Genomic DNA, 13,510 nt, shown 5'->3' with positions numbered 1-13,510 from the left:
TCAAGCATCATACACATGCATTTCCGCGCTTGGCAATAGGGGTTCCGTCACCCCCGACGCGTCACTTCGACGGCGCGCCGGCCAGCACCCATTCGACCACGGAACGCAGATCCGCGTCGCTCATGCGCGGATGCGCCGGCATCGGAATCGCGCCCCAGACGCCGGAGCCGCCGTCCTTCACCTTCTTCGACAGTTTCGCGACGGCCTGCGGATCGGACTTGTAGCGGGAGGCGATGTCCTTGAACGACGGACCGACGAGCTTGCGGTCCACGGCGTGGCAGCCCATGCACGCGTTGCTGCGCGCGACCTTCAGGCCGTCGCCGACGTCCGCATGCGCGGTGCCGAACGCGCCGACCGCGAGCGCCGCTGCCGCGGCGCCCCGCACCATCCCTTGCCTGATCTTCATCTGCGTCGACTTCATTGCGGCGGGGCCTTCGGGTTGCCCGGATGCACGCTCGACGAATTCGAGATCGGCGCCGGTGATTGCAGCGGCGTGGACTGGACCGATGCATCGGGCACGGCACCGACCGTCGCGGCATCCGCGGGCGCGGCGGCAGGCTGCGCGCCGGACGCCCCGCTCGGCGACGCGGCCTGCAATGCCTGCGCGTCCTGCGGCTGGATGTACTGGAACACCTTCACGACCTTCTCGACGCCCGGCACCTGACTCGCCGCGGCCGCGCCGCGATTGCCTTCGTCGACCGTCACGAGACCCATCAGGTAGATGTTGCCGCGCTCGCTGACGACCTTGTAGTAGTTCGCCGACAGCCCCTTCGTCGCGATGAACTCGGACTTCACGCGGCCTTCGAGATACGAGTCGTTCGCGCGCGACGACAGCGACGACGCCGGCTCCACCGACAGCTCGTTGACGATCGCGTTCACGTTGTTGATGCCGCGCACGATTTCCTCAGCGCGCTGCTTCGACGCGTCGTTCGGCACTTCGCCCGTCAGCAGCACGCGGCGATTGAACACCGTCACGTTCACGTGCGACTGGTCCGGCAGCCCGTTGTTGATCTGCGTGAGCGACTTGACCTGGATCTCGCGATCCTCGGTCTGCGCGCCGAGCGTACGGCGATCGGTCGCGATCAGCGCGCCGCCGCCGGCCGCCGCACCCAGCACGCCGAGCACGCAGCCCTGCAGCGACATCGCAAGGCCCGCCATCAGCGCGGCGAGCAACGTGGTTCTGACGAGCGTCTGTTTGACGCGGCTTTGATTCATCGACGGCTCTCCTTCGTTCAATCCTCACCCAGCAGCATCGCGTCGATGCCGTCGCACAGGCAGTGGATGGTCAGCAGATGGACTTCGTGGACGCGCGCCGCACGCGAGGCGGGCACGCTGATCGGAATATCGGTATCGGACAGCGCGGCCGCGACGGCATGGCCGTCGCCGCCCGTCAGCGCGACGACGGTCATCTCGCGCTCGTGCGCTTCGTCGATCGCGGCCAGCACGCGCGGCGACGCGCCGCTCGCGTCGAGCACCAGCAGGATGTCGCCGGTCTGCCCGAGCACACGCACCTGCTGCGCGAACAGCTGATCGGCGGCGGCTGCCCCCGTGAGACCGCCCTGCGACGCATCGGTGGCCAGCGCGATCGCGGGCAGGCCCGGACGCTCGCGCTCGAAACCGCCGACGAGCGACACGGCGAGGTAGTGCGCGGCGGCCGCCGACGGGCCATCCCCACACGCGACGATCTTGTTGCCGTTCGCCAGCGCGGCGAACATCGCATCGACCGCGGCTGCGATCGGCAGCGACAGCGCGTCGGCCGCTTCGGCGTGAAGCGCGGCGCTATCGCGGAAATGTTGCTGAATACGTTCGACTGACATCGATTCCTGGTGAACTGGGCGCGTGGGCACACCGCGCGCAACGTCATGGGTGCGGCGAGTTTACCGCACTCCGGCACCCTCTCCGGCGGTATGACGAGAACTCTTTACATCTCGTCACAGCTCGCGGCTACGCATCGTCGGCACGAAATGCATCGCGCAGCCATTCGAGCCGGCCGGCCTCGAACGCGACGACGTCGAAACGGCATGCGGCACCCGCGCCGTGCCGCACCCAGAAATGGAGCGCGGCCGCGACCAGACGCCGCCGCTTGCGCCAGCCGACGCTCGCGGCCGCGCCGCCATGCCGGGTGCTGCGCCGCGCGCGCACCTCGACGAACACGAGCGTGCCGTCGGGCGTGCGCATCACGAGGTCGAGTTCGCCGCCGCGCATCGTCACGTTGGCCGCGACGAACACGAGACCGCGGCGCTCCAGAAACTGCCGCGCGCGCTGCTCGAACGCCGCGCCAACCGATCTGGATCGCGCCATGCCGGAAAAGTTGCCGCCGCCGGACGGCAAACCGCGCTCGCTGCCCGGCGCGGCCGGCGCCGCGTGGCACAATGCCGTCCTTGTTCCGCTTGCGCCGCGATTGCGCGCATTGCCTGCCATGACTGCCCTCCTTGAACTCGCGCAAACGCAGCACTACCCTGACGCCGCGCTCTACGTGGTCGCGACGCCGATCGGCAACACCGCCGACATCACGCTGCGCGCACTGCACGTGCTCGGCCTCGTCGACCGCATCGCGGCCGAAGACACCCGCAACACGGGCCAGTTGCTGGCCCGCTACGGCATCTCGAAACCGCTCGTCGCCGTGCACGAGCACAACGAACGCGAAGCCGCATTGCGCGTGATCGAGTTGCTGCGCGCCGGCGAACGCGTCGCGTACGTGTCGGACGCCGGTACACCCGGCATTTCGGACCCCGGCGCACGGCTCGTCGACGCCGTGCGCGCGGCCGGCTTCCCGGTGATTCCGCTGCCGGGCGCGAGCGCGGCCGTGACCGCGCTGAGCGTGGCGGGCGACTGGGCCGGCGCGTTCACATTCGCGGGCTTCCTGCCGCCGAAGCCGAAGCAGCGTGCGAGCGCGCTGCAGGCGCTCGTGCGGCACCCGTACGCGCTGGTGTTCTACGAAGCGCCGCACCGGATCGCGGATACCGTCGCCGCCCTCGCCGACGCGTTCGGCCCCGCGCGCCGGCTGCTGATCGCGCGCGAGCTCACCAAGCTACACGAGCAGTTGTTCCAGGGCACCCTGGCCGAAGGACAGAGCTGGCTCGGCGGCGATGCGAACCGGCAGCGCGGCGAGTTCGTGCTGGTCGTCGAGGGAGCGCCGGCCGACGGCGGCGAAGCCGACGACACCGCGCACGACGCGCTGCTCAAGCTGCTGCTGGAAGAAGTGCCGGTGAAGAGCGCGGCGAAGCTTGCGGCCGCGCTGACGGGCGCGTCGCGCAACACGCTGTATGCGCGCGCGCTGGCGCTGAAGGAAAGCTGACGCGCGAGCACGGGCGGCACCCGCCGCCCGGCACGCGGAAACGAAAAAGGGCTGCCCGAAGGCAGCCCTTTTGCATGGGCGGACGAACCGCCGCGTTACTTCGCCGAGACCGACGCCAACATTTCGTCGCGTGCCTCGCGCGCTTCCTGCGGCGACAGCCCTTCGATCTTCACGCGGCCCGTGCCGGCGTGCACGAGGCCGATCATCCTGGCAGCGGCATACGACAGGTCGAGCACGCGGCCGCGCTTGTACGGCCCGCGGTCGTTGACCTTCACGACGACCCACTTGCCGGTCGACGCGTTCGTCACCCTGATGTACGACGACAGCGGCAGCGTGCGGTGCGCGGCGGTCAGCGCATTCATGTTGAAGCGCTCGCCGTTCGCGGTGCGGCGGCCGTGGAAATCCCGGCCATACCACGATGCCCGGCCCGTCTGGCGGAAGTCGGACACATCCTTGCCGTCGATCGGCTCGGCGTCGGCCAGCGACGACTTCTTCGCGTCCTTGCTGTCGGCAGCCGGCATCGATGCCAGCGCGGAATCGAAATTCAGTGGCTGCTTGTCGTCATCCGCTTTCGCGGCCGCGGCCGTCTTGTTGACCGCGTTCTTCTGGTTGGCGCTGCCGGTGGTCTGGCTGGGTGGCACCGCACAGCCCGTCAGCGCAAAAAATAATGCGATAGTCCCGAATCGAGTCGGAAAACGAAAATTCATCGACGTGTCGCCTTCTGGTTCGGGCCGCACCGATACAACGCTGCTCAACAACGCGGATACGCGGCCCGGACGGCAAATGCGTGCACGCCCCGCTCGGATACGCGAGCAGGCGGCTAGCATGGGCGCGGCTTTCGTCTCTGCCGCAACCGTCCTGATTAGTTTTCACGTCTGGCGCAACCTGTCCCCGGCAGCCTGACCAGACCCCACATGCCGCCATCGAACATGGCTTTCACGTTCGCGCGCGTCGCGTACAGCCAACGCACAGGAACGGCGGCACAGGCCTCATCCGGCGGCGCGGCAGCAGGGCCGCAGGCGGGCGCGCAGCACCCGGCCGGACAAGACGTGAGCACCGAATGCTCGGTGCTGGATACACCGCCGGACTCCCCGGCGGTCGATGCTTGACGATGAATCCGACACCCCGTTCGACGGGGTCGAAACACCAGCGAATTGCGTGAAATTCACGCGCAATGGGGCGCATTATACATAAACCAAAAGCCTGTCTCGAAAAGCACCCCGTCCGGACCATTGATTCTCACTATGGCGGTAACAATCGGGATGCTCGGGGATTGCCCGCAGAAGCGTGTCCGACACCGCGCCGCAGGGCCGACAGGCAGCGCGCGCGACCGGTACAATCGCTCCTTTTAGCCGCCGGTGCCTCCATGAAAGTCACGCTCATTCCGGTCACGCCGTTCCAGCAGAACTGCTCGCTGCTCGTCTGCGAAAAGACCGGCCGCGCCGCCGTCGTCGATCCCGGCGGCGATCTCGAACGGATCGAACAGGAGATCGCGCGGCAGAACGTGCAGGTCGAGAAGGTGCTGCTCACGCATGGCCACGTCGATCACTGCGCGGGCGCGAAGGCGCTCGCGACGCATTACGGCGTGCCGATCGTGGGGCCGCAGGAAGACGAGCGCTTCTGGATCGAGCAACTGCCGATGCAGAGCCAGCGCTTCGGCTTCCCGGCCGCCGAGGCGTTCGAGCCGGACCACTGGCTGAACGACGGCGACACCGTGCAGTTCGGCGACGAGACGCTCGAGGTCTATCACTGCCCGGGCCACACGCCCGGCCACGTCGTGTTCTTCAGCCGCGCGCATCGCGTCGCGATCGTCGGCGACGTGCTGTTCGCCGGTTCGATCGGCCGTACCGATTTCCCGCGCGGCAACCATGCGGACCTCGTGCGTTCGATCAAGGAGAAGCTGTGGCCGCTCGGCGACGACGTCACGTTCGTGCCGGGCCACGGCCCGGTGTCGACCTTCGGCGACGAGCGCCGCACGAACCCGTTCGTGTCCGACAAGGTGTTCGGATGAACCAGACCGCCATCCCCGAAATCTACGTCAGCACCGACGTCGAGGCCGACGGCCCGATTCCCGGCCCGCACTCGATGCTGAGCTTCGCGTCAGCCGCGTACACCGAGGACAAGCAGCTGATCGCGACGTTCTCGGCGAACCTCGAGACGCTGCCCGGCGCGCAAGCCCATCCGGTGCAGGAAGCGTGGTGGAAGACGGAGCCGCAAGCGTGGGCCGCGTGCCGGCGCGACCTGCAGGCGCCGGAGGCCGCGCTGGTCGCGTACGTCGAGTGGGTCGAGGCGCTGCCCGGCAAGCCGGTGTTCGTCGCGATGCCGGCCGGCTTCGATTTCACGTTCATGTTCTGGTACATGATGCGCTTCGCCGGACGCTGCCCGTTCTCGTGGTCGGCGCTCGACATCAAGACGCTCGCGTTCGCGATGACGGGCCTGCCGTACCGCAAGGCGATCAAGCCGCGCTTTCCGAAGCACTGGTTCGACGATCATCCGCACACGCACGTCGCGCTCGACGACGCGATCGAGCAAGGTGCGCTGTTCTGCAACATGCTCGCCGACCTGCGCCGCCAGCAGGCCGCGCTCGCAGGCCTCGCGGTGGCCGACACCGACCGGTCGGAACAGGCGGGGGCAGGACAAAACCCCACGGATCCGCGCGCAAATTAGCGAATCTCGCTCAGCGGCACGCCGCCAGATTGCCTTTCCTTTCCCGGCACTCTACCATTCAGCGTGTTGTAGCTGCCGCATGGAGGCGCAGGTGACGCTCGATTCCTTTTCGCAAAAAATCCTTCGCCTGTTGCAGCTCGACGCGCGCCGTTCCGTGCAGGAAATCTCCGACCAGGTCGGCCTGTCGAGCACGCCGTGCTGGCGCCGCATCAAGGACATGGAACAGTCCGGCGTGATCCAGCGCTACACCGCGCTGCTCGATCGCGAGAAGCTCGGCCTGCACGTATGTGCGCTCGCGCACGTGCACCTGACCCGCCACAATGAAGGCGGCGTCGAGCAGTTCGAGCGCGAGATCGCGACCTGCCCGGAAGTCACCGAGTGCTACAGCACGACGGGCGAGGCGGATTACATCCTCAAGATCGTCGCGCCCGACATCAAGGCCTACGACGTCTTCCTGCACGAACGGATCTTCAAGATCCCGGCCGTGTCGCAGGTGCGCACGAGCGTCGTGCTGCGCGAAATCAAGTTCGACACGCAACTGCCGCTGTAACGCGCGGCCCGCGGTCGCGGGCGCCGCTCACGCCTGCGCGGGCAGCCCGCGCGTGAAGCCGATCCGGCGCGCGCCGAACTGGCGCTTCAGCGTATCGACATCGAGCCGGTCGGCCAGCGCCGCGTCGGTATCGCCGGCGCCGGTGTCGAGCGTCACGTCGATCTCGAGCCCCGTGCTCAGGTAGTGCAGGTTGATCGCCGCCGCGTGCAGCCCGCGCTGGGCGAGCGCGGCCTCGAGCCGCGCCGTGATCTCGTCGCGCGGCGGCAGCGCGAGCGCCGGGCGGCGCGCCGCGTCGTTCTCGGGGTCCACATGGATCAGCGCGTCGAGCACACGTGGATCGGACAGCACGCGCGCACGCGCGCTTTCCGCGATGTAGTGCCCTTCGGAAACCGAAATCATCGGGTCGACCAGGATGTGGGCGTCGACGAGCGCCGCATCGCCCATCTTGCGCGTGCGCAGGTCGTGCACGTCGCGCACGCCCGGGGTCGCCGCGAGCAGCCCGCGGATCTCGGCCGTCGCCGCGGTGTCGAGCGCGCGATCCGACAGGTCCTGCAGCGCGTCATAGCCGAAGGTCCAGCCCATGCGCGCGACCATGAAGCCGACGATCGCGGCGGCGATCGGGTCGAGCAGCCGCACGCCGGCGAGACTGCCGATGATGCCGATCGCGACGACGAGCGACGATGCGGCGTCCGAGCGCGCATGCCATGCGTTCGCGACGAGCATCGCCGAACGCACGCGCCGCGCCTCGCGCAGCATGTAGCGGAACAGCGCCTCCTTCGACACGAGCACGGTCAGCGCGACGATCAACGCGGAAAAATGGACAGCCGGGATATTTTCGAGATTCACGAGACGGTTGCCGGCGCGCCAAAGCATGCCGATGCCGACCGCGATCAGGATCGCGCCGAGAAACAGCGACGCGACGGTCTCGTAGCGGCTGTGTCCGTAATTGTGATCGGCATCCGGCGATGCACCACTATGGCGATTCGCAACCAGTACGACAAAATCCGAGATCAAATCGGAAATCGAATGGATACCATCGGCAATCAATGCCTGCGAATGCGCAACCACGCCGACGACGATCTGAAACGTAGCAAGCACCACATTCAACACGATACTGACGAGGGTGCTCTTGCGCGCGACCGCGTGCTTATCCGCGCTTTGCGCGTCGTCGGAAAACGTGGACATGAAATACGAGATATCGGTTGGGATACGGAATTCTACCAAACGATGCCCGTACGGCATTCCGATAACCCAAAATTTTCCATTTAAATCAACCGCTTATGCGAACGGGTCGCATTTTCATTCACGCACCGTTTCTGACATTTTCATGACAAGACGCATACATGCCGATGCCACAATGCAAAAAGCCGCGCTCCTGGAAGGACACGCGGCTCTTCTTGAGACGACGACTTAAACAGTTGTTTAAATCGCAAACTGTTCGCGGTTCTTGCCGGCGATCCAGCGCGGCGGCTTGCCGCGGCCCGACCACGTCGCGCCCGTTTCCGGATCGCGATACTTGGCTGCCACGCCTGCGCGCGGGCGACCGACCTTGCCTGCCTTCGCGCGGCTGAGGCCGAGATCCGCGAGCGAAAAGCCGTAGTCGGCGATTTTCTGCTTCACGTCATTCAGCACTTCGGCGTATTCGCGCGACTTCGCTTCTTCGATTTGCTTCTCCAGCTTCTCCCGCTGGGCCAGCAGGTCCTTGTAAGAAGACATAGTTTCCCTTTCTATATGATCAATGGCACCGGTCTGCAGCCGGCTCACCATTCATGAAATATTTGTGCCTCGGATTTTGAAGGCAGAGATTAGCACAAAAAAGATTTGATAGAAGCAGGATTCATGAAAATCCCGAGACCAATTGTAATTCACGCATGTCATTTTGACCGGCCGCGGCCTTTTCTCAAATTTTTACGCACTTGCATAGAGATTAGGACATTACCGATCCGGTAATAGGCCTATCAGCATACGCAATTACCCTGCATACAGAAAATAGAAGCTTTCATCAGGTGACAAGTTTGCAAAATTCATACGGCGTGAGCCGCTAAACAGACAAAGCCGTATTCGCGGCGTTACGCCACATCCCGCGCGCAGGACATCAACCGTTCGCGCAGCGCGCCGGCGTCGCCCGGCACCGGGTCGAACGGCGTGCGCACGCGGCGGCCGTCGCAGCGCCAGTCGGCGCCGTGGCGGTCGACGCCGAGCAGGTCGAGCCCGTCGCGGCGCGCATCGCTCGAGTCGTACGCGTCCCACAACGCCCGTTCGTCGTCGAACCCGAGCGGCGGCAGCGCATCGAGGCCCGAGCCGTTCACCCAGCCCATTCGGCCGAACCCGCCGATATAGCGCAGCCGCTCGATGTCGAGTACCCAGAACGTGAAATCGCCCAGCGCGAGATAGCGCGCGGCGTCGGGCTCGTAGCGCGTGTAGCGCGCGGCGACATGCGGATCATCGCCGAGCGGCACGAAGCGGCCGAGTAGCGTCGCGCGCTCGGCGTTCAGCACGTCGCCGCCCGGCGCGTCGACGACGAGGAAGCCCGCGCGTGGATCGGCCGCGAGGTTGCGCGTGTGCTCGGCGAGGCCGCTCACGAGAATCACGGGCCGATGATTCGCATCGGGTGCGAACGGCACGACCGTCGGATAAGGAAAGCCTTGCGGGTCGCGCGCGTGGGTCGCGAGCGTGCCGAGCGCGCAGCGGTGCAGCAGGTGCAGGGCAAGGACGGGATCGATGTTCACGGTGACTCCTGCGTTTGGAAGGCCTGGGCGGCAACGGTGGCGAAGACGCGCCGCACTGGAACGCGTCGGACACGCCGCCTGCGCACCGATGTTACCCGCGGCGGCGGCCCGCCGGGTATCGGCCGAACGGCTGAGGCAACCCGCGCAAGCGGCGTGCGAGACGATCGCGATGGGCCTGACGGCCAGCGCGCCGGCAAGACCGTAAGCGGTTCGATAGAATCGGACGAATCCGACGGGCGCGACGCGCCCGCGCATTGTCCATTCAAGAGCGTTCCGTGTCCGAAACTTCCTCCCGATCCTCGTCCGACTTCGCCGCACCGCCCGACGCGCATCGCGTGCTGGCCTTGCCGGTCCGCCAGCGCGCACGCACGGCCACGATGGCGCTGTTCTTCATCGCCGGCATGATGTACGCGTCGTGGGGCGTGCACGTGCCGACCGTGCGCGACAAGTTCGCGTTGAGCCCCGGGCTGCTGTCGATCGCGCTGTTCGCGGTCGCGGGCGGCTCGATCGCCGCGATGCTGACGATCGCGCGCTGGATCGCGCGCGTCGGCTCGCGCACCGCGTGCCTCGCGGGCGGGCTCGTGATGTCCGCCTGCGCGGCGCTGATCCTCGTCGTCCCGGATTACTGGATGCTGCTCGTCGTGCTCGCGCTGTTCGGCTTCTCGATGGCCACGCTCGACGTCGCGATGAACGCCGAGGCGAGCGCGGTCGAGATCGCGCTCGGCAAGCCGATCATGTCGTCGCTGCACGGGATGTTCAGCATCGGCGGGATGTCGGGGGCGGCGGCCGGCGGCGCGCTGCTGTCGGCCGGCATGGCGCCGGCCGTGCATCTCGCGCTCGCGGCGGCCGTCAGCGCGGCGGTGCTGCTCGCCGCGACCCCGTCCGTGCTGCCGCACGTCCCGCATCACGAACACGCGCACGGCGGCGGCAATCGCTGGCGCTCGCCCGCGCTGTGGATGCTCGGCGGCATCGCGCTGATCGCGCTGATCGCCGAAGGTGCGATGTACGACTGGGCGACGGTCTATATGCGCGACGTCGTCGCGGCGAGCCCCGCGCTCGCGAGCGCCGCCTATGCGGCGTTCTCCGGCGGGATGGCGATCGCGCGTTTCGCCGGCGACGCGGTGCGTGCGCGTTTCGGCGCGCCGCAGCTCGTGTTCGCGAGCGCGTCGCTCGCGTGCGCCGGGATGATCGGCGCACTGCTGTTGCCGAACCCGATCGCCGTGCTGACGGGCTTCACGCTGATGGGCCTCGGCCTCGCGAACATGATGCCCGTGCTGTTCGCCGCCGCCGCGCGCGTGAAAGGCATCCACGCGGCCGAAGGCCTCGCGCACGTGGCCGGGCTCGCGTATTTCGGACTGCTGTTCGGTCCGGTCGTGATCGGCGCGGTCGCGCAGACCGCGAACCTGACCGTCGGCCTGTCGGTCGTCGCGCTGTGCGCGGCGCTCGTCGCGGCCGTCGCGCCGAAGGTCCTCGCACACCTGAAGATCTGACCGCGCGGCGGGCACGCCGCCCGCCGCGCGGCCGCCAAAAAGAAAGCGCGCCTGCGTTGCCGCAGGCGCGCTTTCACCCCTACTGTCGACCGCTTTTCAGCTTACATCTTCACTTCGTCGAGCAGCGTCTTCTTGCCGCTCTTGTAGTTGTACAGCGAGATCACGCCGTGCTGCAGGTCGCCCTTCGAGTCGAAGGTCGTCGTGCCGATCACGCCGGTGTAGTTCGTCGCCGGCATCGCCGACAGGATCTTCGCCGGATCCGTGGAGTTCGAGCGCTTCATCGCGTCGACCACGATGTACACCGCGTCATACGTGAACGGTGCGTAGATCTGGATCGGCTGGCCGAAGCGCTTCTCGTACTTCGCCTTGAACGCGCCGCCGCCCGGCATCTTCTCGAGCGATGCACCGGCTTCCGAGCACACGATGTTGTCGGTCGCGTCGCCGGCCAGGTCGGCCAGCTTCTCCGTGCACACGCCGTCGCCCGCGAAGATCTTCGCGCGCAGGCCGAGCTGCTTCGCCTGTTTCGCGAACGGGCCGCCGGTGGCGTCCATGCCGCCGTACATGATCGCGTCCGGATTCTCGCCCTTGATCTTGGTCAGAATCGCGCGGAAGTCGACCGCCTTGTCGTTGGTCGCATCGTGCGACAGCACCTTCAGGCCGAGCGCCTTCGCCTTCTTCTCGAATTCGTTCGCGAGACCCTGGCCGTATGCGGTCGAATCGTCGACCACCGCGACGCTCTTGATACCCTTCGAATGCGCGTAGTTCGCGAGTGCCGGGCCCTGCTGCGCATCGGTCGCCACCACGCGATACGTGGTCTTGAAGCCTTGCTGCGTGTAAGCCGGGTTGGTCGCCGACGGCGAGATCTGCACGATGCCCGCATCGCTGTAGATCTTCGACGCCGGGATCGACGTGCCCGAGTTCAGGTGGCCGATGACGGCGACGACCTTGTCGTCGACGAGCTTCTGCGCGACCTGCGTGGCCTGGCGCGGGTCGGCCGCGTCATCCTGCGCATCGAGTTGCAGCGTGATTTTCTGGCCGCCGATCGTGAGACCCTTGGCATTGATCTCCTCGACTGCGAGACGCGCACCGTTTTCGTTGTCCTTGCCCAGGTGTGCAATGCCGCCCGTCAACGGCGCGACGTGGCCGATCTTGACGACTTGATCGGCGGCTGCGTTGCCTGCAGCTGCAGCGCACAGCATCGCAGCTGCGGTGATCGGCAACAGCTTTTGCATCTTGATATTCATGTAAGTCTCCAGTTTCGGTCCCAATAAACGCCATCGCCCGGTGCCCCGCTGCCATCCCTGTGTTTGCATCACTGGACGATTCGCCGGTTGCATCGTTCATGCACTTGGCCTCAAGCACGTGGGAAGCAGCCGCTTTTAGCAGCCGCCCACCCGTACTTGCGCGCAAGTGTAGGTGATCAAATTAATTTGTGGGACTTTTTTAGGGTAGTGGTAACACTACCGATACGGGCGCTTTGGAATGACTGCTCGAATATCGCCGCAAGCCCCGCCGGATAAGGGTTTCCGCTAATTCCGGACGGCCGGGTGAAAGGTTGATTTAAAGCATTCCCGCGTCATTTCGATTCGGTATTCTGTGCGCGGCATCATTGAATGAAACGCGCGTGACAACACGCGCGTTTCGGGTTTCGATACGAACTGGTCAGGTGGCCGTTACACGCCATTCGGCGTCGAGCGCGTCGACGAGTCGTGACGTCGTCAGCGCGGCGTCGCGCCGCCGCGCGAGCGGCGCGCCCTGACCGGCCCACAGCGACAGGTAGTCGCCGTCGTTCGCGCGCGCGGCGGCCTGGCGCAGCGGCTGGGTCAGCGCGTTCTGCACCGGATACGGCGCGGCATCGGCCACGCGTTCGCCGAGCCGCGTCATCAGCGTATTGCGCAATCCGCGCGCATGGCGGCCGGTGATCGCGCGCGTGACCTGCGTCGACGTATCGGCGCTCGCGAGCAGCCGCGCTTTCCAGTCCGCCGCGATCGCGCTTTCCGCGCATGTCAGGAACGCGGTGCCGAGCTGCGCGCCCTGCGCGCCGAGTGCGAGCGCGGCCGCGATCCCGCGGCCGTCCATGATGCCGCCCGCGGCGAGCACGGGCAGGCCGGTCGCATCGACGAGCTGCGGCACCAGCGCGAGCGTGCCGATCAGCGCGTCGTCGGCCGAGCCGATGAAGGTGCCGCGATGGCCGCCGGCTTCGGCGCCCTGCGCGGACAGCGCATCGGCGCCGGCCGCCTGCCACGCGAGCCCTTCGGCGACGTGCGTCGCGGTACCGATGACATAGGTGCCGGCGGCCTTCAGGCGCGCGACGTCGGCTGCGTCGAGCACGCCGAACGTGAAACTCGCGACCGGCACGCGCAGCGCGACGAGCGCGTCGAACTGCGCGCGGAAGTCGGGCGCGTAGCGTGCGGGCACGGTGCCGGGCGGCAGCCCGAGCGTCGCGTTCAACGGATCGATCGCGGCAAGCGCGCGTGCGACGGTCGCCGCGTCGGGCGCGGCCTCGGGCAACACGAACAGGTTCACGGCGAACGGACGCGCGGTCGCCGCGCGGATCGCGGCGACTTCGGTCGCGAGACGGTCCGGCTCGAACGCGCCGGCGCCGAGGCTGCCAAGCGCGCCGGCATTGGATGCGGCCGCGACCATCGCGGCCGTGGTCGCACCGACCATCGGTGCCTGCACGAGCGGCAGGCGCAGGCCGAAGCGTTCGGAAAACGGGGTGGAAAATACACGGGCTGGCATGGCGAATCCTTCGATGACGATACGCGAAAGCGCT

General features: G+C 67.0%; 15 protein-coding genes. 5 read left to right on the top strand and 10 right to left on the bottom strand.

Translation table 11 applies throughout. The features are described 5' to 3' along the window. Positions 1-61 precede the first annotated feature (61 nt). The 4 genes from DIE06_RS19980 to DIE06_RS19965 all read right to left on the bottom strand — a co-directional run bounded on the left by DIE06_RS19980 (position 62) and on the right by DIE06_RS19965 (position 2,373). The gene (locus DIE06_RS19980; RefSeq protein WP_124662828.1) at positions 62-421 is read right to left on the bottom strand and encodes a c-type cytochrome; all 360 of its coding nucleotides are present in this window, start codon (positions 419-421) and stop codon (positions 62-64) included. Continuing rightward, the gene (locus DIE06_RS19975) at positions 418-1,215 is read right to left on the bottom strand and encodes a BON domain-containing protein (RefSeq protein ID WP_124662827.1); all 798 of its coding nucleotides are present in this window, start codon (positions 1,213-1,215) and stop codon (positions 418-420) included. The genes DIE06_RS19980 and DIE06_RS19975 overlap by 4 nt, the downstream gene beginning before the upstream one ends. 17 nt (positions 1,216-1,232) lie before the next feature. Next, positions 1,233-1,817 carry an SIS domain-containing protein gene (locus DIE06_RS19970; RefSeq protein ID WP_059691549.1) on the bottom strand — a complete coding sequence of 195 codons (585 nt, stop codon included), beginning with the start codon at positions 1,815-1,817 and terminating at the stop codon, positions 1,233-1,235. 127 nt (positions 1,818-1,944) lie between these two features. After that, the gene (locus tag DIE06_RS19965; RefSeq protein ID WP_185733428.1) at positions 1,945-2,373 is read right to left on the bottom strand and encodes a YraN family protein; all 429 of its coding nucleotides are present in this window, start codon (positions 2,371-2,373) and stop codon (positions 1,945-1,947) included. A gap of 46 nt (positions 2,374-2,419) precedes the next feature. Here DIE06_RS19965 and rsmI point away from each other — a divergent pair, with 46 nt between their 5' ends. Next, positions 2,420-3,298, top strand: coding sequence for a 16S rRNA (cytidine(1402)-2'-O)-methyltransferase (gene rsmI / locus DIE06_RS19960; protein ID WP_124662825.1), 879 nt, complete (start codon positions 2,420-2,422; stop codon positions 3,296-3,298). A gap of 95 nt (positions 3,299-3,393) precedes the next feature. Here the strand turns inward: rsmI and DIE06_RS19955 are convergent, their stop codons facing one another. Then, positions 3,394-4,005 (bottom strand): septal ring lytic transglycosylase RlpA family protein, encoded by a 612-nt coding sequence (locus DIE06_RS19955; RefSeq protein ID WP_124662824.1) that lies wholly within the window; start codon positions 4,003-4,005, stop codon positions 3,394-3,396. A 659-nt stretch (positions 4,006-4,664) separates the two neighbouring features. Here DIE06_RS19955 and DIE06_RS19945 point away from each other — a divergent pair. From DIE06_RS19945 to DIE06_RS19935, 3 genes are all read left to right on the top strand, one after another. Further along, positions 4,665-5,309: an MBL fold metallo-hydrolase gene (locus DIE06_RS19945; protein ID WP_057930015.1), complete on the top strand. Its 645-nt coding sequence runs from the start codon at positions 4,665-4,667 to the stop codon at positions 5,307-5,309. Continuing rightward, on the top strand, positions 5,306-5,965 hold the full coding sequence (locus DIE06_RS19940; RefSeq protein ID WP_057930016.1) for a hypothetical protein: 660 nt from the start codon (positions 5,306-5,308) through the stop codon (positions 5,963-5,965). Before DIE06_RS19945 ends, DIE06_RS19940 begins: the two co-directional genes overlap by 4 nt. A 79-nt stretch (positions 5,966-6,044) precedes the next feature. Then, positions 6,045-6,515, top strand: coding sequence for an Lrp/AsnC family transcriptional regulator (locus DIE06_RS19935; protein ID WP_006477376.1), 471 nt, complete (start codon positions 6,045-6,047; stop codon positions 6,513-6,515). Between the two features lie 27 nt (positions 6,516-6,542). Here the strand turns inward: DIE06_RS19935 and DIE06_RS19930 are convergent, their stop codons facing one another. The 3 genes from DIE06_RS19930 to DIE06_RS19920 form a co-directional block, all read right to left on the bottom strand. Then, complete coding sequence (locus tag DIE06_RS19930) at positions 6,543-7,700, bottom strand: cation diffusion facilitator family transporter (protein WP_124662822.1); 1,158 nt, start codon at positions 7,698-7,700, stop codon at positions 6,543-6,545. Between the two features lie 237 nt (positions 7,701-7,937). After that, on the bottom strand, positions 7,938-8,231 hold the full coding sequence (locus tag DIE06_RS19925) for an H-NS family nucleoid-associated regulatory protein (protein WP_039324408.1): 294 nt from the start codon (positions 8,229-8,231) through the stop codon (positions 7,938-7,940). Between the two features lie 353 nt (positions 8,232-8,584). Next, positions 8,585-9,244, bottom strand: coding sequence for a HugZ family protein (locus DIE06_RS19920; protein ID WP_124662821.1), 660 nt, complete (start codon positions 9,242-9,244; stop codon positions 8,585-8,587). 275 nt (positions 9,245-9,519) lie between these two features. On the opposite strand from DIE06_RS19920, the gene DIE06_RS19915 reads away from it, so the two are divergent. Continuing rightward, positions 9,520-10,734: an MFS transporter gene (locus DIE06_RS19915; protein WP_124662820.1), complete on the top strand. Its 1,215-nt coding sequence runs from the start codon at positions 9,520-9,522 to the stop codon at positions 10,732-10,734. Between the two features lie 101 nt (positions 10,735-10,835). Here DIE06_RS19915 and DIE06_RS19910 read toward each other — a convergent pair whose 3' ends face one another. Both DIE06_RS19910 and DIE06_RS19905 read right to left on the bottom strand, forming a co-directional pair. Further along, entirely contained in the window at positions 10,836-11,978 is a 1,143-nt protein-coding gene (locus tag DIE06_RS19910; protein WP_124662819.1) for a branched-chain amino acid ABC transporter substrate-binding protein, read from the bottom strand. A gap of 418 nt (positions 11,979-12,396) precedes the next feature. After that, positions 12,397-13,476 carry a nitronate monooxygenase family protein gene (locus DIE06_RS19905; protein WP_124662818.1) on the bottom strand — a complete coding sequence of 360 codons (1,080 nt, stop codon included), beginning with the start codon at positions 13,474-13,476 and terminating at the stop codon, positions 12,397-12,399. Positions 13,477-13,510 lie beyond the last annotated feature (34 nt).

Origin of the sequence: Burkholderia sp. Bp8998 (genome assembly GCF_003854235.1) — a bacterium.
Lineage (GTDB): Bacteria > Pseudomonadota > Gammaproteobacteria > Burkholderiales > Burkholderiaceae > Burkholderia.
The sequence above is the reverse complement of the archived record's forward strand: the minus strand, read 5'-3'. Positions and strand labels throughout refer to the sequence as shown.

Excerpts from the sequence above, each read along its gene's own strand:
- DIE06_RS19980 (WP_124662828.1), bottom strand. The coding sequence starts at position 421 with ATGAAGTCGACGCAGATGAAGATCAGGCAAGGGATGGTGCGGGGCGCC.
- DIE06_RS19975 (WP_124662827.1), bottom strand. The coding sequence starts at position 1,215 with ATGAATCAAAGCCGCGTCAAACAGACGCTCGTCAGAACCACGTTGCTC.
- DIE06_RS19970 (WP_059691549.1), bottom strand. The coding sequence starts at position 1,817 with ATGTCAGTCGAACGTATTCAGCAACATTTCCGCGATAGCGCCGCGCTT.
- rsmI (WP_124662825.1), top strand. The coding sequence starts at position 2,420 with ATGACTGCCCTCCTTGAACTCGCGCAAACGCAGCACTACCCTGACGCC.
- DIE06_RS19955 (WP_124662824.1), bottom strand. The coding sequence starts at position 4,005 with ATGAATTTTCGTTTTCCGACTCGATTCGGGACTATCGCATTATTTTTT.
- DIE06_RS19945 (WP_057930015.1), top strand. The coding sequence starts at position 4,665 with ATGAAAGTCACGCTCATTCCGGTCACGCCGTTCCAGCAGAACTGCTCG.
- DIE06_RS19940 (WP_057930016.1), top strand. The coding sequence starts at position 5,306 with ATGAACCAGACCGCCATCCCCGAAATCTACGTCAGCACCGACGTCGAG.
- DIE06_RS19935 (WP_006477376.1), top strand. The coding sequence starts at position 6,045 with ATGGAGGCGCAGGTGACGCTCGATTCCTTTTCGCAAAAAATCCTTCGC.
- DIE06_RS19930 (WP_124662822.1), bottom strand. The coding sequence starts at position 7,700 with ATGTCCACGTTTTCCGACGACGCGCAAAGCGCGGATAAGCACGCGGTC.
- DIE06_RS19925 (WP_039324408.1), bottom strand. The coding sequence starts at position 8,231 with ATGTCTTCTTACAAGGACCTGCTGGCCCAGCGGGAGAAGCTGGAGAAG.
- DIE06_RS19910 (WP_124662819.1), bottom strand. The coding sequence starts at position 11,978 with ATGAATATCAAGATGCAAAAGCTGTTGCCGATCACCGCAGCTGCGATG.
- DIE06_RS19905 (WP_124662818.1), bottom strand. The coding sequence starts at position 13,476 with ATGCCAGCCCGTGTATTTTCCACCCCGTTTTCCGAACGCTTCGGCCTG.